General features: G+C 62.4%; 16 protein-coding genes. 2 read left to right on the forward strand and 14 right to left on the reverse strand.

The genetic code is table 11. The features are described from left to right. Window positions 1-101 precede the first annotated feature (101 nt). The gene (locus tag HFRIS_RS11040) at window positions 102-758 is read right to left on the reverse strand and encodes an HD domain-containing protein (protein ID WP_039875319.1); all 657 of its coding nucleotides are present in this window, start codon (window positions 756-758) and stop codon (window positions 102-104) included. A gap of 306 nt (window positions 759-1,064) precedes the next feature. On the opposite strand from HFRIS_RS11040, the gene HFRIS_RS11045 reads away from it, so the two are divergent. Next, a complete protein-coding gene (locus HFRIS_RS11045; RefSeq protein ID WP_006463423.1) occupies window positions 1,065-2,918 on the forward strand; it encodes an ABC transporter ATP-binding protein in 1,854 nt (617 codons plus the stop codon). Between the two features lie 298 nt (window positions 2,919-3,216). Here the strand turns inward: HFRIS_RS11045 and bglX are convergent, their stop codons facing one another. Further along, window positions 3,217-5,571 (reverse strand): beta-glucosidase BglX, encoded by a 2,355-nt coding sequence (gene bglX, locus HFRIS_RS11050; protein WP_006463424.1) that lies wholly within the window; start codon window positions 5,569-5,571, stop codon window positions 3,217-3,219. Between the two features lie 268 nt (window positions 5,572-5,839). Between bglX and HFRIS_RS11055 the strand changes: the two genes are divergently transcribed. Beyond that, entirely contained in the window at window positions 5,840-7,384 is a 1,545-nt protein-coding gene (locus HFRIS_RS11055) for a glucan biosynthesis protein G (protein WP_006463425.1), read from the forward strand. A gap of 141 nt (window positions 7,385-7,525) precedes the next feature. On the opposite strand, the gene HFRIS_RS11060 is transcribed toward HFRIS_RS11055, so the two are convergent. The 12 genes from HFRIS_RS11060 to HFRIS_RS11115 form a co-directional block, all read right to left on the reverse strand. Further along, window positions 7,526-8,440 (reverse strand): ParB/RepB/Spo0J family partition protein, encoded by a 915-nt coding sequence (locus HFRIS_RS11060; protein ID WP_006463426.1) that lies wholly within the window; start codon window positions 8,438-8,440, stop codon window positions 7,526-7,528. 28 nt (window positions 8,441-8,468) lie between these two features. Further along, window positions 8,469-9,239 carry a ParA family protein gene (locus tag HFRIS_RS11065; protein WP_006463427.1) on the reverse strand — a complete coding sequence of 257 codons (771 nt, stop codon included), beginning with the start codon at window positions 9,237-9,239 and terminating at the stop codon, window positions 8,469-8,471. 18 nt (window positions 9,240-9,257) lie between these two features. After that, complete coding sequence (gene leuE, locus HFRIS_RS11070; RefSeq protein ID WP_006463428.1) at window positions 9,258-9,890, reverse strand: leucine efflux protein LeuE; 633 nt, start codon at window positions 9,888-9,890, stop codon at window positions 9,258-9,260. A gap of 69 nt (window positions 9,891-9,959) precedes the next feature. Then, window positions 9,960-10,505: a lipocalin family protein gene (locus HFRIS_RS11075; RefSeq protein ID WP_006463429.1), complete on the reverse strand. Its 546-nt coding sequence runs from the start codon at window positions 10,503-10,505 to the stop codon at window positions 9,960-9,962. Further along, window positions 10,505-11,167 carry a 16S rRNA (guanine(527)-N(7))-methyltransferase RsmG gene (gene rsmG, locus HFRIS_RS11080; protein WP_006463430.1) on the reverse strand — a complete coding sequence of 221 codons (663 nt, stop codon included), beginning with the start codon at window positions 11,165-11,167 and terminating at the stop codon, window positions 10,505-10,507. The genes HFRIS_RS11075 and rsmG overlap by 1 nt, the downstream gene beginning before the upstream one ends. Window positions 11,168-11,234: 67 nt before the next feature. Next, window positions 11,235-13,163, reverse strand: a complete 1,929-nt coding sequence (gene mnmG, locus HFRIS_RS11085) for a tRNA uridine-5-carboxymethylaminomethyl(34) synthesis enzyme MnmG (RefSeq protein WP_006463431.1) — start codon at window positions 13,161-13,163, stop codon at window positions 11,235-11,237. Between the two features lie 302 nt (window positions 13,164-13,465). Beyond that, window positions 13,466-14,227 carry a sulfite exporter TauE/SafE family protein gene (locus tag HFRIS_RS11090; RefSeq protein WP_006463432.1) on the reverse strand — a complete coding sequence of 254 codons (762 nt, stop codon included), beginning with the start codon at window positions 14,225-14,227 and terminating at the stop codon, window positions 13,466-13,468. A gap of 388 nt (window positions 14,228-14,615) precedes the next feature. Beyond that, window positions 14,616-15,596, reverse strand: a complete 981-nt coding sequence (locus HFRIS_RS11095) for a branched-chain amino acid ABC transporter permease (protein WP_039875323.1) — start codon at window positions 15,594-15,596, stop codon at window positions 14,616-14,618. 12 nt (window positions 15,597-15,608) lie between these two features. Then, window positions 15,609-16,493 (reverse strand): branched-chain amino acid ABC transporter permease, encoded by an 885-nt coding sequence (locus HFRIS_RS11100; RefSeq protein ID WP_006463434.1) that lies wholly within the window; start codon window positions 16,491-16,493, stop codon window positions 15,609-15,611. 149 nt (window positions 16,494-16,642) lie between these two features. Then, window positions 16,643-17,851 (reverse strand): ABC transporter substrate-binding protein, encoded by a 1,209-nt coding sequence (locus tag HFRIS_RS11105; protein WP_006463435.1) that lies wholly within the window; start codon window positions 17,849-17,851, stop codon window positions 16,643-16,645. 189 nt (window positions 17,852-18,040) lie between these two features. Next, a complete protein-coding gene (locus HFRIS_RS11110; RefSeq protein ID WP_006463436.1) occupies window positions 18,041-18,796 on the reverse strand; it encodes an ABC transporter ATP-binding protein in 756 nt (251 codons plus the stop codon). Then, window positions 18,796-19,566 (reverse strand): ABC transporter ATP-binding protein, encoded by a 771-nt coding sequence (locus HFRIS_RS11115; protein ID WP_006463437.1) that lies wholly within the window; start codon window positions 19,564-19,566, stop codon window positions 18,796-18,798. The genes HFRIS_RS11110 and HFRIS_RS11115 overlap by 1 nt, the downstream gene beginning before the upstream one ends. Window positions 19,567-19,738: the final 172 nt, after the last annotated feature.

Here is a 19,738-nt window from a genome sequence, read left to right on the forward strand (position 1 = left end):
GTGATCCGATGATCAGGTGGCCTCGATCCGGGGCCACCTGGTCTTCCCCTCGCGAGCGGGCAGGCGCTGCTGGCGCTACCCTCTGTGCACCACCCTTCCCCTCACAACTCTCCCAGGAAGTCCTCCACGAACGCGCGCATGCGTGCCTGCCGTGCGCTGGCCATGGCCGCTCCGCTGGCGGTCTGGAAGCCCTCCTGCAAGCGCAACAGCTTGGCCGGGAAATGGTCCAGCGCGAAGCGACGATCCTCCAGTACCCGCCCGTGCGCCTGTGGGTCCAGCGGTTCATAGAGCGCCGACCCCATCCGCCCTGCCACATAGAAACAACGAGCCACACCAATGGCGCCGATGGCGTCCAGCCGGTCGGCATCCTGCACGATCTTCGCCTCCAGCGACTGCGGCGTGATCTGCGCGGAGTAGCTGTGAGCCTGCACGGCATGGGCTACGCGGTCGGCGTCTTGCGCGGTCCACCCCAGTGCGTCCAGGATTTCCCGCGCACGTTGCGCCGAGAGCGTCGAGGCCTGGGCGCGCAGGGACGAATCCTTCTCCACCCGCACGCAGTCATGCAAGAGCACGGCGGCCAGCAGGATGCGCAGGTCACCACCCTCCTCCTGCTGGAGGCGGCGTGCATTGTTCCAGACCCGCAGCAGATGCGAGAGATCATGCGAACCATCACCGGCGTCATCGAGGACATAGGGCAACAACGATAGGGCCAACTGCTCCTGTGGCAGGAAGGCGACGGCGGCTTGAGAGAGATTCATGGCTGCAACAGATGAATGGATGGCAATTCATCAGTATCGCCGATCAGGGAACTTCAAGCGCCGGCCACCATTCCGATTTTCCGACAAGTGTTTTTGTCTTGTCCGATACACCTGGGCCCCACGCCTATGAGATGATGCGGCTTCCATGGCGTCCACCCTATCGCGGGCCAGCCCCCGGATCACGATAGCGGCCCTGCTGCCGCAACGATCTGCCAGCCACGCATGAAGCCGCGCCGCAGGCCAACCTGTCCTGCGCCCGCCGCAGTATCGCCGTCGCCCGCCGCCCCCCTTTTTGGAGTTTGTTGCATGTTCAGCTGGTTCGAAAAACTGGTCCATCCCTACCCGGAAACACATCCCCTGCCGCCGCCACGCGGCTTCATGCGCTTCATCTGGTTCTGTACCCGGGGCGTACGCCCCTACATCGCCGCCATGACGCTGATGACGGCCATCATCGGTGTATTCGAGGCACTGCTGTTTGCGGCGCTGGGCCGCATCGTCGACTGGCTGGCCAAGGTCGAACCGGCACACCTGTGGGCGCAAGAGGGACACACGCTGCTGTGGCTGTTGCTGATCCTGGCCGCCAGTCCGCTGCTGATCGCACTGCAGACCATGTTCAAGCACCAGACCCTGGCCGGCAACTTCCCCATGCTGCTGCGCTGGAATTTCCATCGCCTCATGCTCAGCCAGAGCATGAGCTTCTACCAGAACGAATTCGCCGGCCGGGTCGCCACCAAGGTCATGCAAAGCGCGTTGGCGGTGCGTGACTTCTGCATGATCGTGGGCGACATCCTAGTCTTCATCACCATCTACTTCGCGACCCTGATCGGCGTGGTCGGCAGCTTCGACATGTGGATGCTGGCGCCCTTCTTCGTCTGGCTGGCAGCCTTCGCGGTGGCACTACGCTACTTCGTGCCGCGCCTGTCGGCGGTGGCACGCAACCAGGCCGATGCGCGTTCGCTGATGACCGGTCGCATCACGGACGCCTACACCAACATCGCCACCGTCAAGCTGTTCTCGCATGCCGGCCGCGAGGCTGATTACGCCCGCAGCGCGATGCGCGAATTCCTGACCACGGTGCATCGCCAGATGCGGCTGGTTTCGGGTTTCGAGGTGGTCAACCACATCCTGAACATGATCCTCATCATCGGAGCCAGCGGGGTATCGCTGTACCTGTGGACCCAGGGCAAGGTGGGCATCGGTGCGGTGGCCGCCAGCACCGCCATGGCGCTGCGCCTGAACGGCATCGCCCACTGGGTGATGTGGGAAATGTCGGCCCTGTTCGAGCACGTCGGTACGGTGCAGGACGGCATCAATACGCTGGCGCTGGCGCATGACGTCAAGGATGCGCCGGATGCCAAGCCGCTGAAGGTCGCGCAGGGCGAACTGCGCTTCGAGGGCGTGAGCTTCAGCTATGGTGGCGCGGCGCCACGTCCGGTGGTGGACCGCCTGGACCTGGTGATCAAACCCGGCGAAAAGATCGGCCTGGTCGGCCGCTCCGGTGCCGGCAAGTCGACCATCGTCAACCTGCTGCTGCGTTTCTACGATATCGAGGGTGGCCGCATCACCATCGATGGCCAGGACATCGCCCACGTCACCCAGGACAGCCTGCGTGCGCAGATCGGCATGGTCACCCAGGACACCTCCCTGCTGCATCGTTCGGTGCGCGAGAACGTGATCTATGGCCGCCCCGACGCCAGTGATGCCGAGATGGTCCGCGCCGCCGAACAGGCCGAGGCGCATGACTTCATCGGCACCCTGGCCGATGCCAAGGGCCGTACCGGCTACGACGCCCATGTCGGCGAACGCGGCGTGAAGCTGTCCGGCGGCCAGCGCCAGCGCATCGCGATTGCCCGCGTGATGCTCAAGGATGCGCCCATCCTCCTGCTGGACGAGGCCACCAGCGCGCTCGATTCGGAAGTGGAAGCGGCCATCCAGACCAGCCTGTACAAGCTGATGGAAGGCAAGACCGTAGTCGCCATCGCGCACCGTCTGTCCACCATCGCGGCCATGGATCGCCTGATCGTGCTGGACCAGGGGCGCATCGTCGAGCAAGGCACGCACAGCCAGCTGCTGGCGGCCAACGGCTTGTATGCGCGGCTGTGGGCGCACCAGAGCGGTGGCTTCCTGGGCGAAGAAGAAGACGAAGCAGCAGCGGCCTGATGCCGTCGCTGTATAAATGATTTATATCATTTATGCAAAGCCGGGCCGGAAATGAAAATGGGCACACTCTGTTGAGTGTGCCCATTTTTCTTTGCCTGACGAAGATCCGCATGATCATCCATGGCGGTTCCCATCTCATACCGTTCGGACTGAGTAGCGGCAACGCCGCGTATCGAAGGCGCGCCGTCAGCGTTCATTTCAACAGGCCGGGGAGCGCCTTCGTTACGGCCCCACAGGGCCTACTCAGTCCGATCGGAAGTCCGACTGATGGGAGACCTATCGCCCTTTCCGCAGACCCTTACTGCAGATTGAACGAAGCCGTCTTCACCTCCTTGGAATCCAGGCCCACCTGCACCTGGAATTCACCCGGCTCGGCCACGTATTCCAGCTTGGCGTTATAGAAGGACAGCGCCTTGCGGTCGATGCTGAAGCGCACCTGCTTTTCTTCTCCCGGCTGCAACATCAGCTTGCGGAAATCCTTCAGTTCCTTGACCGGGCGCACCACCGAGGCCGCCACGTCGCGGATGTACAGCTGCACCACGGTCGCACCGGCGCGACGGCCGATATTCTTCACGGTGACGCTGGCCTCCACCTTGCCATCGGCCTGCATGGTCGGCTGCGACAAACTCACCTCGGAGAGCTTGAACTCGGTATAGCTGAGGCCATAGCCGAAGGGATAGAGCGGGCCATTGGGCTCGTCGAAGTATTGCGAGGTGTAGTTGCCGGGCTTGCCTTCGGTAAAGGGACGACCGACACGCGGATGGTTGTAGTAGCTCGGGATCTGCCCCACCGACCGCGGGAAGGTCAGCGGCAGCTTGCCGGAAGGATTGACGTCGCCGAACAGCACATCGGCAATCGCATTGCCCCCCTCGGTGCCGGTGTACCAGGTCTCCAGCACGGCCGAGGCGTTCTCGCGTGCCCAGTTCAGGTCCAGCGGGCGGCCATTCATCAAGACCAGCACCAGCGGCTTGCCGGTGGCCTTGAGCGCCTTGAGCAGATCTTGCTGGCTCTGCGGCAGCGACAGCGAAGTGCGGCTGGAGGATTCATGCGACATGCCACGCGACTCACCCACGGCGGCCACGATGACGTCGGCATTGGCGGCCGCCTGCACGGCTTCGGCGATCATCGCCTGCGGGCTGCGCTTGTCCTGCACCACCTCCGGATCATCCCAGTTCAGGAAGTTGAGGTAATCGACGATATGCTTGTCTTCGGTGATGTTGGCGCCACGGGCATAGACCAGCCTGCCCTGCGTACCCACCGCGGCCTGCAGGCCCTGGCGCACGGTGATGGTCTGCTTGTCGCGGCCGGCGGCCGACCAGCTGCCCAGCATGTCGATGTGCGAATCGGCCAGCGGGCCGACCAGCGCGATGCGGGCATTCTTCTTCAGCGGCAGCGTGGCGTTGCGGTTTTCCAGCAGCACCATGGACTGCTGCGCCACTTCACGGGCAGCGGCGCGATGCAGGCGTGCATCGGCATAGACATCGGCCGGATCATCGGCAGCACGGCCGATGCGCACGAACGGGTCCTTGAACAGGCCCAGGTCGTACTTGGCGCCGAGGATGTCGCGCACGGCGTTGTCCAGTTCCTGCTGCGAGACCTTGCCCGAGCGCACCAGCTCCGGCAGTTGCTTGATGTAGACCTGGTCGGCCATGCTCATGTCGGTGCCGGCCTTCATGGACAGGCGCGCCGCTTCGCTGTCGTTCTGCGCCACGCCGTGGTTGACCAGTTCGGTGATGGCACCGTGGTCAGACACGGTCAGGCCCTTGAAGCCCCAATCGCGGCGCAGCAGGTCCTGCAGCAGCCAGGTGTTGGAGGTAGCGGGGGCGCCATTGATGGAATTGAGCGCCACCATCACCGCACCGGCGCCGGCATCGATGGCGGCGCGATACGGCGGCAGGTAGTCGTTGTACATGCGTTGCGGGTCCATGTTGACCACGTTGTAGTCGCGCCCGCCCTCCACCGCCCCATACAGCGCGAAGTGCTTGACGCTGGCCATGACGCGATTGGCGGCGATGGGCCGGGTCTCGCCCTGCAGTGCGCGCACCGAGACATCGGCGATGCGCGAGACCAGGTAGGGGTCTTCACCGAAACCTTCCGAGGTGCGGCCCCAGCGCGGGTCGCGGCTGATGTCCACCATCGGCGCGAAGGTCATGTCGATGCTGTCGGCCGCGGCTTCCTCGGCAGAGGTGCGCATGGCCTTGGCAACCAGGTCCATGTCCCAGCTGGAGGCCAGGCCCAGTCCGATCGGGAAGGTGGTGCGATGGCCGTGGATCACGTCGTAGGCGAAGAACATCGGGATCTTCAGGCGCGAGCGCATCGCGCCTTCCTGCAGCGGCCGGTTCTCGGCGCGGGTGACCGAATTGAAGGTGCCACCGACGCGGCCGGCGGCCAGTTCCTCTGCCAGCTTCTTGGCGGGCATTTCCGGGCCGATGCTGATCAGGCGCAACTGGCCGATCTTTTCTTCCAGCGTCATCTGGCGCAGCAGGTCGTCGATGAAGGCGGTCTTGTCACCCAGCAAGGCGGGGTTGGCTTGCGCATGGGCCGCGGGGCCACTGAGCGCGGCGCTACAGGCCAGCGCGCACAGGGTCATGGCCAAGGCCAGGCGGGGGCGGCGCACGGGCGCGGCTTGCCGCTCGGTAAGCTTGTGGGACACGGGTTTCCTCTCTTTTTCTAAACTTTGGCGGCGCGCTGCTCTCTACAGGGTGCAGCGGCCCGTCGAAGGCGGTCTGGCCGGCGGGATCAGTTATTGCTTGTCTTCTATGATGCTTAGCCGGTCGGACGGTTCGCTATATTATTCTGTTTTGATGCCTGTAGGACAGACAGGACCATGGCGGTGACCAGCCCGTTTGTGCTGGAATGCCGCCTCTTTGTGGAGAGATGCATTGATCAAACGTGGATTGAAATGGAGTTTCCTGCACGGCATGGTGCTGACAGCCTCGCTGCTGGCAGCCTCGGTGCAGGCGCAGAGCAACCAGGGCTTCGACCTCAACCAGGCCGTGGCACGCGCCAGGGCGCTGGCTGACAAGCCTTACCAGAAACCGGCGAGCAATCTCTCGCCGACCTTTGCGGCGATGCAGTTTGCCGACTACATGAAGATCCAGCCGAAGAGCGAGAAGTTCGAATGGCGCGACCAGAAGACGCCCTTCAAGCTGGCCTTCTACCACCAGGGCATGCAGTTCAACGCGCCGGTGGCGATCCACGAGATCATCGATGGTCGCGTGCAGGATGTGGGCTACAGCACCGACCGCTTCAACTTCGGTGACCTGGCGCTGGCCAAGGACAGCACCGCGCACCTGGGCTATGCGGGCTTCCGGGTGGTCTATCCGCTCAACCGCGATGACAAGGAAGACGAGGTCATGAGCGTACTGGGCGCAAGCTATTTCCGCGTGATCGGCAAGGGCCAGGTCTATGGCCTGTCGGCGCGCGGCCTGGCCATCGATACGGCCATGCTGAGCGGCGAGGAATTCCCGCACTTCACCGAATTCTGGATCCAGCGTCCAGCCCCGGGGGAGAAGCAGCTGACCTTCTATGCGCTGCTGGATTCGCCACGCGCCACCGGCGCCTACAAGTTCACGTTGACCCCGGGCCAGGATGCGCTGCTGGATGTGCAGGCCCGCGTGTTCCTGCGCGGCGAAGTGGGCCGCCTGGGCATTGCACCGCTGACCAGCATGTTCCTGTTCGGCCCCAACCAGCAATCCTCGCGCCGCAACTTCCGCCCGGCCATCCATGACTCCAACGGTCTGGCGATCCACACTGGCAATGGCGAATGGCTGTGGCGTCCGCTCAACGATCCGCAGAACGTGGAAGTGAGTTCCTTCGAGGTGACCAATCCACGTGGCTTCGGGCTGCTGCAGCGGGGCCGCGAGTTCTCGGCCTTCGAAGACCTGAAGGACCGCTACGACCTGCGTCCTTCGGCCTGGATCGAGCCGCGTGGCGACTGGGGTCGTGGCGCGGTGCAACTGGTGGAAATCCCCACCGCCGACGAGACCAACGACAACATCGTGGCCTACTGGCTGCCGTCGCAATTGCCGGCCCGCGGCACACCGGTGGCCTACGACTACCGCATCCACTGGACCATGGACGAGCCGGCCATCCTCAACAACGAGGTGGGTTGGGTCAAGCAGACCTTCCATACCGATGGCGAGCTCACGCAGGCCAACCTGATCCGTGCCTTCGACGGTACCACGGCCCTGCTGGTGGACTTCACCGGCGGCCCGCTGGGCAAGCTGCCGGCCGGGACCCAGGTGCAGCCGCAGGTGAGCGTGTCCAACAATGGCGAGCTGATCGATGCGCAACTGCAGCCCAATCCAGCCATCAACGGCTGGCGCCTGACCTTGCGGGTGAAGATCCGCAACGTTGCACAGGCGGTGGAATTGCGGGCCGCGCTCACCGCCAACGGCAAGCCGCTGACCGAGACCTGGAGCTATCAGCTGCCGCCGCGTTCGGATGTGCAGCGGACCTTCTGATCCCGAGGTACAGAAACAGTAAATTGTTTATATCAATAAAAATGGGCTGCAAGTGATATCACTTGCAGCCCATTTTTTTCGGCATCGCATCTTGCATCGTGCCGTGCATCACATCAGGCGCAAACATGCGCAAGCTGGCGATCAGCTCTCCACCGACTCGCCGCGCAGGCGGGCGATGACGCCATCCAGGGCATCGAGGTCGTTGAAGTTGATGATCAACTGCCCCTTGTTGCGGGCGCCGGTCTTGATGCTGACCTGGGTCGCCAGGAGGTCGGAGAGCTCTTCTTCCAGCCGGGCGATGTCACGCGACTTGTCGCGGGCTTCGCGTGGCTTGGCGGCCTGTTCGGCGGAGGCGCGGGTGACCAGCTTTTCGGCGTCGCGCACCGACATGCGCTTGGCCACGATCTGGTTGGCCAGCTGGATCTGGGTCGCCGAATCCACCGCCAGCAACGCGCGGGCATGGCCCATGTCGATGTCGCCGGCCATGAGCATGGTCTGCACCGGCTTGGCCAGGTTCAGCAGGCGCAACAGGTTCGACACCGCACTGCGCGAGCGGCCCACGGCCAGCGCTGCCTGCTCGTGGGTGAAGGCGAAATCGGTGATCAGGCGATGGATGCCCTGGGCTTCTTCCAGGGGATTGAGGTCCTCGCGCTGCATGTTTTCGATCAGCGCCATGGCGGCGGTGGTCTGGTCGTCCACGTTCTTCACCAGCACCGGCACTTCGGTCAGGCCGGCGATCTTGGCGGCGCGGAAGCGGCGCTCGCCGGCGATGATCTCGTAGACGTCGCGGCCGTTCTTCTGGCCGATGGCGCGGATCAGGATGGGCTGCAGCAGGCCCTGTTCCTTGATGGAAGCGGCCAGCTCGTTGAGCGCGCCCTCGTCCATGCGGGTGCGCGGCTGGTACTTGCCGGCCTGCAGCTCGGTGACGGCCATCACGCTGGGCAGGCCGGCCTTGGCCGCTTGCGCCTGCGCTTCTTCGGTGATGTCGGAGGAGCCACCCAGGAGTGCGTCCAGTCCGCGTCCCAGTCCCTTGGATTTTTTCGGTAGAGTTGCCATGCGATTGCCTGATGAAAACGATGCCTGATTACAGCGTCTTGATGCGCTCGACCATTTCCGCGCCGAACGCGATATAGGCCTGCGCACCCTTGGAGGAAGGATCGAAGGTTACGCCCGGCAAGCCGTACGAAGGCGCTTCGGCCAGTCGCACATTGCGCGGGATGACGGTCTTGAAGACCTTGTCGCCGAAGTGCTGTTCCAGCTGGTCCGAGACCTGTTGCGACAGCGTCATGCGCGGGTCGAACATCACCCGCAGCAGACCGATCACCTTCAACTCCGGGTTCAGCTTGGCATGCACCTTCTTGATGGTGTTGACCAGGTCCGACAGGCCTTCGAGTGCGTAGTATTCGCACTGCATCGGGATGATCACGCCATGCGCCGAGCACAGGCCGTTCAGGGTCAGCATGGACAGTGCCGGCGGGCAGTCGATGAGGATGAAGTCGTAGTCTTCCGCCACCTCGGCGAAGGCAATCTTCAGGCGCGCCTCGCGCTGCTCCAGTTCGACCATCTCGACTTCGGCACCGGCCAGCTCACGATTGGCCGGCAGCACGTCGAAACCGCCCGCCTCCGAACGCTTGCGCACGCTGCGGATATCGGACATGCCCAGCAGCACTTCATAGATCGACGCTTCCAGCGTGGCCTTGTTGATGCCGGCACCCATGGTGGCATTGCCCTGGGGATCGAGGTCGGCCAGCAGCACGCGCTGGTTCAGCTGCGCCAGACCGGCGGCCAGGTTGACCGCGGTGGTGGTCTTGCCTACGCCACCTTTCTGGTTGGCGACACAAAATATTTTTGCCATATCTTTTTTATGTGAGCGTTATTGCGTGGTCAACTTGATGCCGAAACCGATCAGGAAGATCCCGGCCGCACGCGAGGCCAGCTTGGCGATGGTGCGATTGCGGGCCATGCGACGGGCGGCGGCATTGCCGACGAAGATCAGGAAACTGCCGTAGAACAAGGTGCAGGTACTGATCACGGCGCCCATCGTGAAGAAGGTGAGCGAGCCCTGTTGCGTGGCGGGGTCCAGGAACAGCGGGAAGAACGCCATGTAAAACACGATGGCTTTCGGGTTGAACAAGGTGACCAGAAAGCCGCGCCGGAATTCTGCGGCGTTGGAAAAGGGTACGACTGTACCACCGCCCTCGCCTCTTGCAAACAAAAGACGCCCGCCGAGGTAGGCCAGGTAGGCCGCGCCCAGGTATTGCAGGCCGTGGAACAGCAAGGGGTTGGCGTGCAGCAGCGCGGCCACGCCGGCCGCCGCCAGGAACATGAGCACGATGTCACCGAGCATGAGACCCGCCTGCGCCATGAAGCCACCGCGCAAGCCACCCTTGGCCGCGCAGGTCAGCACGCAGAAGGTACCGGGGCCGGGCAGCAGCAGGAACACCATGGTGGCGGCAATCAGTTGCCAGATATCGGTGATGCCGAGGGAATGAAAGATCGCCTGCATGGTGGGTCTCCTTGAATGTGAGCGGCCCGGGTTGCTGCCCGGGCCGCCGGCCTGATGTCAGGTGCCGTATTACGGCTTGCTCTTGACCACCCGCGCGGTATCGAAACCCTGCTTGGTGGCGTTGTTGAGTGCGTTCTCGTATTGCTCGTCGCTGATGGTCGGCGTGCGCGAGAGAATCCACAGGTATTCGCGCGAGGGGCTGCCGACGGTGGCCAGCGTGTATTGCTCGTCCAGGTCCATGATCCAGTAGTCGCCCCAGACCATCGGCACCCACGACAGCCAGGCTGGCGCAAAGCGCACTTCCAGCTTGCTGTTGTTGCTGCCCGGGACCACCCGTGCCACGCCTTTGGCTTCATCGATGCCATCGGCGGTCTTGCAGCGGTTGGTGACGTCGATCATGCCATCGTCACGGCCAGCATACTCGGCGCTGGTGCCGGAGATGCATTTTTTCTGGAAGCTGTTGGGAATCTTGGCGATTTCGTACCATTTGCCCGCATAGCGCTTCAGGTCCACGGAGGGCACGGTCTTGACTTCCTGGGCGCTGGCGGTGGCGATGACGCCATAGGCTGCCATCGAGACCATGGTGGCCACCAGGGCCTGTTTGAGTTTGTTCATCAGGTCGCTCTTTCCATGAAGATGAGATGCCGTTCGGCATCCAGGCCCGGCACCTGCAGGGGCTGCACTTGCTGCACCTTCCACCCCGCCGGCAACCGGTCGATTTCCTCTTGCGGCAGCACACCCTTGAGGGCGATGTACTTGCCACCTTGTTGCAGGAGGTGGTTCGACCATGTGACGAAGTCCTTCAGTTCCGCAAAGGCACGCGACGTGATGACATCGTACTGTTGCTCGACTGGCAACTGCTCGACGCGGGCATGCAGGACCGTCACATTGCCCAGTTGCAATTCAGCCTTGACCTGGTTGAGGAAGGCGGTCTTCTTCTGGACCGTATCGACGAGGGTGATCTTCATCTGCGGCTCGGCCTCGGCGGCCCAGATCGCCAGCACGATGCCCGGCAGGCCACCGCCGGCGCCCACATCCAGCACGCGCTGCGCGCCGGCAAAGGCGGTCATGGCCGAGAGCGAATCCAGCAGATGGTGCGACACCATCTGGGCCGGGTCACGCAAGGCGGTCAGGTTGTAGACCTTGTTCCACTTCGCCAGCAAGGCCTGGTAGGCCATCAGCCTGGCGATCTGCGCCTCCGAGAGCGTGAGCCCGAGGGCCTGGGCCCCCTCTTTCAGAGTGCGGGTCAGTGAGGACAGGTCTGCAGTGTTGCTCATCCGTGATGCCTTGTTATTGATCTGGGTCGGTAGTGCCGCGGGCAGTAATGTGAAGCTTTGCGCAGCTTCAGGCCGCCTGGTTGTCGCTGGCGGCCAACTGCTTCAGGCCGCCCTTCTTCAGATGCACCAGCAACAGCGACAGCGCCGCCGGGGTCACGCCGGAAATGCGCGAGGCCTGGCCCAGGGTCTCGGGGCGATGCTTGTTGAGCTTCTGGCGTACTTCGATGGACAGTGCCTTGACGTCCATGTAATCCAGATCGGCGGGCAGCTTCAGGTTTTCGCTATGGTCCTGGCGGCTGATCTCGTTGGCCTGGCGGGCGATGTAACCGGCGTACTTGACCTGGATCTCGACCTGCTCGCGCACCGGGCCGTCTTCGATGCCGGGGCCGGCCAGGGGCTGGCCTTCGGTACCGGTCAGGCTCATCAGGCTGTCGTAGTTGACGTTGGGACGGCGCAGCAGGTCCAGCAGGTTGTATTCGCGCTCAATGGCCTTGCCCAGCACGCGCTCGGCTTCGGCAGCGGCGAGGATGCGCGGATTCACCCAGGTGGATTTGAGGCGTTCCATTTCACGTGAAACGGCTTCGCGCTTGCGTTCGAAGGCTTCCCACTGGGCATCGCCCACGCAACCCAGTTCGCGGCCGATTTCGGTCAGGCGCAGGTCGGCATTGTCTTCGCGCAGCGAGAGACGGTATTCGGCGCGGCTGGTGAACATGCGATACGGCTCCTGCACGCCCTGGGTGACCAGGTCATCGACCAGCACGCCCAGATAGGCTTCGTCGCGGCGCGGAGTCCAGGCGTCGCGGCCCTGGGTCTGCAAGGCGGCGTTGATGCCGGCCAGCATGCCCTGGGCGGCGGCTTCTTCGTAACCGGTGGTGCCATTGATCTGGCCGGCGAAGAACAGGCCCTGGACCTGGCGGGTCTCCAGCGAGGACTTCAGGCCACGCGGGTCGTAGTAATCGTATTCGATGGCATAGCCGGGGCGCAGGATGTGGGCGTTTTCCATGCCCTTCATCGAGCGCACCAGCTCCAGCTGCACGTCGAATGGCAGGCTGGTGGAGATGCCATTGGGGTAGAACTCGTGGGTGGTCAGGCCCTCGGGTTCCAGGTAGATCTGGTGAGAATCCTTGCTGGCGAAGCGATGGATCTTGTCTTCGATGGAGGGGCAGTAACGCGGGCCCACGCCTTCGATGACGCCGGTGTACATGGGGCTGCGATCCAGGCCGCCACGGATGATGTCGTGGGTACGGCTGTTGGTATGGGTGATCCAGCACGGCATCTGGCGCGGATGCATGGCGGCGTTGCCCATGACGGAGAACACCGGTACCGGATCGAGATCGCCTGGTTGTTCTTCCAGGATGGCCAGGTTGATGCTGCGGCCATCGATACGCGGCGGCGTGCCGGTTTTCAAACGGCCTTGCGGCAGCTTCAATTCCTTCAATCGGGCGGAAAGCGAGACGGCTGGCGGATCACCGGCACGGCCGCCGGAATAATTGTTCAGTCCTACGTGGATTTTCCCGTCCAGGAAGGTACCCGCGGTCAATACCACTGCATGGCCCGCGAAGCGGATACCGGCCTGGGTCACAGCGCCGACGACGCGGTCACCTTCCAGCATCAGGTCATCCACTGCCTGCTGGAACAGCCACAGGTTGGGCTGGTTCTCCAGACGGGAGCGGATCGCTGCCTTGTACAGGATGCGGTCAGCCTGGGCGCGGGTAGCGCGCACGGCCGGCCCTTTGGAGGAGTTCAGGATGCGGAACTGGATGCCCGCCTCGTCGGTGGCAATGGCCATCGCCCCACCCATGGCATCGACTTCCTTGACCAGGTGACCCTTGCCGATCCCGCCAATGGAGGGATTGCAGGACATCTGGCCCAGCGTCTCGATGTTGTGCGTCAAGAGCAGGGTTTTCTGGCCCATGCGGGCTGCGGCCAGTGCAGCTTCGGTGCCGGCGTGACCGCCGCCAACGACAATGACGTCAAATTGTGTGGGGAATAGCATGATGCGGGCCTCGTGGTGAGGTGAGAACAGAGGCGAGATTATAAGACCTTTTATCCGGAGGGGTCGGCAGGCAGGTCCCTGGCTGTTGGTTTACCGCACTTCCCTGCCCTGTCTAACGCTATCGGCGATGACTTCCGATAGGTATAGCTGATCAATGAAACAGCATCGCTACTGTTTCACGTGGAACATCGGGAGGATGTCTTTGTGCTTGGATGAAATTCAACGAGCAAATAAAAACGGAGCCATCGGCTCCGTCTTCAACTTCATTCACGCTGTTTCACGTGAAACATCAAACATGCTTTCTAGCGAAGAAACGCGTCGTACCCGGACTTCAGGATCAACGCTCCGACCACGATCAGGAACAACTTGCGCACAAAGACGCTGCCATGCTTCATCGCCAGTCGGGTGCCAACCAGCGAGCCACCGATATTGAATATTGCCATCAGCAGACCCAATTGCCAGATCACATGGCCGCTATACCCGAACCAGCACAAGGCTGCGAGATTGGTCGCGATGTTGACGAACTTGGAGACCGCCGATGCCGACAGGAAGTCATAGCTGAACACTCGTACGAACAGGAAGACCAGGAAGCTCCCCGTACCCGGGCCGAACACACCGTCGTAGAAACCGACCGCACCACCGATCAGGGCGGCGTAGATCATTTCCCTGCTCCCACTCAACGTGGGCGCATGGGTCGTACCGAAATCCTTCTTCTTCAGCGTGTACAGCGCCACCGCGATCAATACAAAGGGCAAGGCCTTGCGGATCAGATCCGTCGGGATATGCGTCACCACGTACGCACCGAAGAAGGAAAAGGCAAACGCCGCCATGGCCGCCGGTGTCACGGTGCTCCAACGTACTGCCACCTTGCGCGCAAAATTGATGGCGGCAGCACTGGTACCCATGACGCCGGCCACTTTGTTGGTACCCAGCAGCGTGGCCGGTGCGGTATTGGGAAAGACCGAGAACAAGGTCGGCACCAGCACCAGCCCTCCCCCGCCCACCACCGCATCGATCAGACCGGCAACGAACGCAGCGCCGCACAGGATGACGTAATCAAGCATGCCTCACCTCCATGACGAAACGGACCGGACCGGCATAAGGTGATGTGGACAAGGGGAAGATGGGACCGATAGCAGTGACGCAAGGCTGTGCATAAGATAAGACGCGGATTGGTGATCTGGATAATCGGAGAACGGGAGCACGGGAACGGCAGACACGTGACGCCGAGCGCCCTCCGACCGGCCCACATTCTACCGCCCCGGCTCCGTCGGCATCAGCAACAGATGCGGCCAGCATATTGCTGTTCCGGAACATGAACGATCTGTTATGCCTGGCAGCACGACGAAAAGCCTGTGGACAAAAAATTACCGCCGGGAAATCACCTGATCGGTGACTTGCCGGCGGCAAGCGGATCATCCTGTGGGTGACCCGCGCTCTGTCGAAGATGGGCTAGTGCGAGCTCTTGGCCTGCCCTTTCCCGATCAGCGCCTGGATTTCCCCGACGATGCCCTTGCGGAAGGCCAGCACGCAGACGATGAAGATGAAGCCGGTCACGATGGTCACCGAGTCACCCAGCGTGTTGAACCAGTCGATACTGGTGGCATTGGCCAGCCAGCTGCCGATGTCACCAAGCTTGTTCTCCAACATGATGATGATGACCGCGCCGACGATGGGACCAAGGATGGTGCCCAGGCCGCCCACCAGAGTCATCAGCACCACCAGGCCGGACATGCTCCAGTGCACGTCGGTCAGGGTCTCGAAGCCCAGCACCAGCGTCTTGGTGGCACCGGCCAGGCCCGCCAGACCAGCCGACAGCACGAAGGCCAGCAGCTTGTAGCGCGCCACGTCATAGCCCAGCGAGATGGCGCGGGGCTCGTTCTCCTTGATCGCCTTCAACACCTGCCCGAAGGGCGAATGGATGGTGCGCACGATCAGGGCAAAGCCCGCCACCGCGATGGCCAGCACCACGTAGTACAGGGTCATGTCGCTTTCCAGGCTCAGGAAGCCCAGCAGCTTGCCACGCGGCACGCCCTGCAAGCCATCCTCGCCACCGGTGAACGGCATCTGCAAGGCCACGAAGAAGAGCATCTGCGCCAGTGCCAGGGTGATCATGGTGAAGTAGATGCCTTGCCGGCGGATCGCCAGCAAACCCATCACCAGGCCGATCAGGGCGCCCACCAGGGTGCCAATGATCAAACCCAGCTCGGTTGGCAGTCCCCATACCTTCAGCGCCTGGCCGCACATGTAGCCGGCCCAGCCGAAGAAGGCGGCGTGACCGAAGGACAGCAGGCCGGTGTAGCCGATCAGCAGGTTGAAGGCGCAGGCGAAGAGCGCGAAGCACAGCATCTTCATCAGGAACACCGGATAGATACCGAACGGTGCAGCCAACAACAATATTAGTAAAACAGCAATTCCGATTTTCTTGTTCATGCCGGTCTCCGATTATTTCTCTTTGCCGAACAGGCCGGCCGGACGGACCATCAGGACGATGGCCATGATGATGAAGACCACGGTGGCCGACAGCTCGGGGTAGAACACCCGGGTCAGGCCCTCGACCAGACCGAGCATCAGCCCGGTCAGGATGGAGCCGAGGATGGAGCCCATGCCCCCGATGACCACCACCGCAAACACCGTGATGATGAGGTTGGAGCCCATCAGCGGCGAGACCTGGATCACCGGTGCGGCCAGCACGCCGGCGAAAGCAGCCAATGCCACGCCGAAGCCGTAGGTCAGGGTCACCATCAGCGGCACGTTGATGCCGAAGGCTTCCACCAGCTTGGGGTTCTCGGTACCGGCGCGCAGGTAGGCACCCAGGCGGGTCTTTTCGATCACGAACCAGGTGGCGAAACAGACGATCAGCGAAGCCACCACGACCCAGGCGCGGTAGTTCGGCAGCACCATGAAGCCGAGGTTGGTGGCGCCCTGCAGCAGGTCAGGCACCGAATACGGCTGGCCGGAGACGCCATAGATGGAGCGGAAGATGCCCTCGATCATCAGCGTGATACCGAAGGTCAGCAGCAGCCCGTAGAGGTGGTCCAGCTTGTAGAGCCAGCGCAGCATGGTCTTCTCGATGACGATGCCGAATGCGCCCACCAGAATCGGTGCCACGATGAGCATGACCCAGTAGTTCAGGCCGAGATAGGACAGGCCCATCCACGCCAGGAAAGCGCCCAGCATGTACAGGGTGCCGTGCGCGAAGTTGATCACGTTGAGCAAGCCGAAGATCACCGCCAGGCCCAGCGAGAGCATGGCGTAGAAGGAGCCGTTGACCAGTCCCAGCAGGAGCTGGCTCAACAGGGCTTGCAGGGGTATGCCGAATAGTTCCATAAAAACCCGTTCATCCAGATGGGTGAAAATCACCATCGCCCGGCGCTTTACAGCAAAAATCTGCCATCCCCGCGTGAACAGAAATGACAGATTTTGCTGGGCTGTGCGATGGCCTTACTGCTTGTTGCGCGCTGCTCGGTGCGTCCTGCTTACTTCCAGGCCGCGCACTTGGATTCAGCCTTGGTAGTCCAGGCCTGCTCGGCAGGAATGGTCTGCACCAGCTTGTAGTAGTCCCACGGATACTTCGATTCCGACTGGGCCTTGACCTGGTACAGGTACATGTCGTGCATCACGCGGCCGTCGGCGCGCAGGTAGCCGTTCTTCTGGTACATGTCATTGAACTTGGCCTTGCGCAGGGCAGCCATGACCTTGTCCGAATCGTCGGTACCGATTTCCTTGACCACCTTCAGGTATTGCAGGGCGGCCGAGTAGTCGGCGGCTTGCAGGGACGACGGCATTTTCTTGCGCACGGCGAAGTAGCGCTTGGCAAAGGCACGAGTCTCTTCGTTGGCATCCCAGTACCAGCTATCGGTCAGGTACAGGCCTTCGGTGTTCTTCAGGGTCAGCGAGTGCACGTCGTTGATGAACACCAGCAGACCGGCCAGCTTGGCGGTCTTGGTGATGCCGAACTCGTTGGCAGCCTTCACCGAGTTGATGAAGTCGCCACCGGCGTTGGCCAGGCCGATGATCTGGGCCTTGGAGCTCTGTGCTTGCAGCAGGAAGGAGGAGAAGTCGGACGCGCCCAGCGGGTGCTTGACCGAACCCACCACGGTACCGCCGGATGCCTTCACGACGTTGGCCGTGTCGGATTCCAGGGAGTGGCCGAAGGCGTAGTCAGCGGTCAGGAAGAACCAGCTCTTGCCGCCCTGCTTCACCACTGCCGAACCGGTACCCTTGGCCAGGGCCACGGTGTCGTAGGCGTAGTGCACGGTATAGGGCGAGCACTCTTCATTGGTCAGACGGGCCGAACCGGCGCCGATCTGCATGTAGACCTTCTTCTTCTCGGCCGCTACCTTGGCGCTGGCCAGGGCGGTACCGGAGTTGGTGCCGCCGATGAGCATGTCCACGCCCTGCTGGTCGAACCATTCACGGGCCTTGCTGGCGGCCACGTCAGCCTTGTTCTGGTGGTCGGCCACGACCAGTTCGATCTTCTTGCCGTTGATGGCGCCGCCCATGTCGGCGATCGCCATCTTGATGGCTTCTGCGCCACCCTGGCCGTCGATGTCCGAATACACGCCCGAAATATCGGTGATGAAACCGATCTTGATCACGTCGCCCGAAATCTGGGCCGAAGCCGATGCCGTCGCGAATGCTGCCGCTGCTGCGGTGATCGCCAGTGCCATTGCCTTAAGTTTCATATTCATCTCCTCTGTTATGAAGCCCGCGTGTCATAGTGAAGCGAGACAACTTGGTGGAACGGGGAAAGGATCGCTCACCCCGCTGACGTACTTGTTTGGCAGTACTTCTTGTTCTGGTGATGCAGGTGCTACGGAAAAATCAGGAAGGCGGCGCAGCCGTGGCGCCGCTCACGCGAGCGTGGATCGGGATCAGACGCCCAGCAGCTCGTTCAGGGTCTGCATCTTCGCTTCCAGCTGCGAGGAGGCGAAGGACTCGACGATCTGGCCATGTTCCATGACATAGAAGCGATCGGCCAGGGGCGCGGCGAAGCGGAAGTTCTGCTCGACCATCACGATGGTGTAGCCCTTGGCCTTCAGGGTCGTGATCATGCGCGCCAGTGCCTGCACGATGACCGGTGCCAGGCCTTCGGAAATCTCGTCGAGCAGCAGCAGGCGGGCGCCGGTGCGAAGGATGCGGGCCACCGCCAGCATCTGCTGTTCGCCACCGGACAGACGCGTGCCCTGGCTGTTGCGGCGTTCCTTCAGGTTGGGGAACATGTCGTAGATCTCTTCGATCGACATGCCCTTCTCGGTCTTGGAGACGAAGGGCGGCAGCATCAGGTTTTCCTCGGCGGAGAGCGAGGAAAAGATGCCGCGTTCTTCCGGGCAGTAACCGACGCCGTGGTGGGCGATCTTGTGGGTGGCCAGGTTGATGGTTTCCTGGCCGTTGATCTTGATCGATCCCTTGCGGGTACCGACCAGGCCCATGATGGAACGCAGCGTGGTGGTGCGGCCGGCGCCGTTGCGTCCCAGCAGCGTGACCACTTCACCCTGGTGCACGTTCAGGTCGACGTTGTGCAGGATGTGCGATTCGCCGTACCAGGATTGCAGGTCACTGATCTGCAGTACCAGCGGCGCGTTGGAAGACGAGGTGCTGGTGGTGACATTCATGGTGGCGGTGCTCATCAGTGCGCTCCCTGCAGTTCGACCGAGGTGCTGCCCATGTAGGCTTCCATCACCTGCGGATTGCGCGAAACTTCTTCATAGCTGCCTTCGGCCAGCAGCGCGCCACGTTGCAGCACGCTGATGCGGTCGCAGATGCCGGAGATCACGCTCATGTTGTGCTCCACCATGAGGATGGTGCGACCGGCCGAGACCTTCTTGATCAGTGCCGTGACGCGGTCCACGTCTTCGTGGCCCATGCCCTGGGTGGGCTCGTCGAGCAACATCAGTTCCGGTTCCATGGCCAGGGTGGTGGCGATCTCCAGCGCGCGCTTGCGGCCGTAGGGCAGGTCCACCGTGGTGGTGTGGGCGAAACCGGTGAGGTCCACTTCTTCCAGCAGCTGCATGGCACGCTCGTCGAGCTGCTTCAGGCTCTCGCCGTTCTTCCAGAAATGGAAGGAGGTACCGAGCTTGCGCTGCAGGCCGATGCGCACGTTCTCCAGCACGCTCATGTGCGGGAAGACGGCCGAAATCTGGAAGGAACGGATGATGCCCTGGCGCGCGATCTGCGCCGGTGCATCCATGGTGATGTCTTTGCCGTTGAACAGGATCTGGCCCGAGGTCGGTACCAGGAACTTGGTCAGCAGGTTGAAACAGGTGGTCTTGCCGGCGCCATTGGGGCCGATCAATGCATGAATATGGCCGCGCTCAATTTGCAGGTTGACCGCGCTCACTGCCGTGAAACCCTTGAATTCCTTCGTCAGGTTTCGTGTCTCCAGAATGACGTCTGTCATGGTCTCTTCTTTCCCTTTGATGCCCGCGCCGGTTGATCCGGTCGTCAAGGCCTGCCTGCTGCGGTTGGCCGGCATCTTGTGGATGCAGGCGCCGCCGTTTTCTACCTGGCGAATCGAGAAGCTCGTTTTAATATTTGGCGCATAGTAGCCGGTTCGTACCATTCATACAATA

It is taken from the genome of Herbaspirillum frisingense GSF30, from assembly GCF_000300975.2.
Classification (GTDB): domain Bacteria; phylum Pseudomonadota; class Gammaproteobacteria; order Burkholderiales; family Burkholderiaceae_D; genus Herbaspirillum; species Herbaspirillum frisingense.

What these genes read in the sequence shown, in the direction of transcription:
- HFRIS_RS11055 (WP_006463425.1), top strand. Translation starts at nt 5,840, where the DNA reads ATGGTGCTGACAGCCTCGCTGCTGGCAGCCTCGGTGCAGGCGCAGAGC.
- HFRIS_RS11095 (WP_039875323.1), bottom strand. Translation starts at nt 15,596, where the DNA reads ATGAACAAGAAAATCGGAATTGCTGTTTTACTAATATTGTTGTTGGCT.
- HFRIS_RS11065 (WP_006463427.1), bottom strand. Translation starts at nt 9,239, where the DNA reads ATGGCAAAAATATTTTGTGTCGCCAACCAGAAAGGTGGCGTAGGCAAG.
- HFRIS_RS11045 (WP_006463423.1), top strand. Translation starts at nt 1,065, where the DNA reads ATGTTCAGCTGGTTCGAAAAACTGGTCCATCCCTACCCGGAAACACAT.
- HFRIS_RS11060 (WP_006463426.1), bottom strand. Translation starts at nt 8,440, where the DNA reads ATGGCAACTCTACCGAAAAAATCCAAGGGACTGGGACGCGGACTGGAC.
- HFRIS_RS11075 (WP_006463429.1), bottom strand. Translation starts at nt 10,505, where the DNA reads ATGAACAAACTCAAACAGGCCCTGGTGGCCACCATGGTCTCGATGGCA.
- HFRIS_RS11100 (WP_006463434.1), bottom strand. Translation starts at nt 16,493, where the DNA reads ATGGAACTATTCGGCATACCCCTGCAAGCCCTGTTGAGCCAGCTCCTG.
- leuE (WP_006463428.1), bottom strand. Translation starts at nt 9,890, where the DNA reads ATGCAGGCGATCTTTCATTCCCTCGGCATCACCGATATCTGGCAACTG.
- rsmG (WP_006463430.1), bottom strand. Translation starts at nt 11,167, where the DNA reads ATGAGCAACACTGCAGACCTGTCCTCACTGACCCGCACTCTGAAAGAG.
- HFRIS_RS11115 (WP_006463437.1), bottom strand. Translation starts at nt 19,566, where the DNA reads ATGACAGACGTCATTCTGGAGACACGAAACCTGACGAAGGAATTCAAG.
- HFRIS_RS11110 (WP_006463436.1), bottom strand. Translation starts at nt 18,796, where the DNA reads ATGAGCACCGCCACCATGAATGTCACCACCAGCACCTCGTCTTCCAAC.
- HFRIS_RS11040 (WP_039875319.1), bottom strand. Translation starts at nt 758, where the DNA reads ATGAATCTCTCTCAAGCCGCCGTCGCCTTCCTGCCACAGGAGCAGTTG.
- HFRIS_RS11090 (WP_006463432.1), bottom strand. Translation starts at nt 14,227, where the DNA reads ATGCTTGATTACGTCATCCTGTGCGGCGCTGCGTTCGTTGCCGGTCTG.
- HFRIS_RS11105 (WP_006463435.1), bottom strand. Translation starts at nt 17,851, where the DNA reads ATGAAACTTAAGGCAATGGCACTGGCGATCACCGCAGCAGCGGCAGCA.
- mnmG (WP_006463431.1), bottom strand. Translation starts at nt 13,163, where the DNA reads ATGCTATTCCCCACACAATTTGACGTCATTGTCGTTGGCGGCGGTCAC.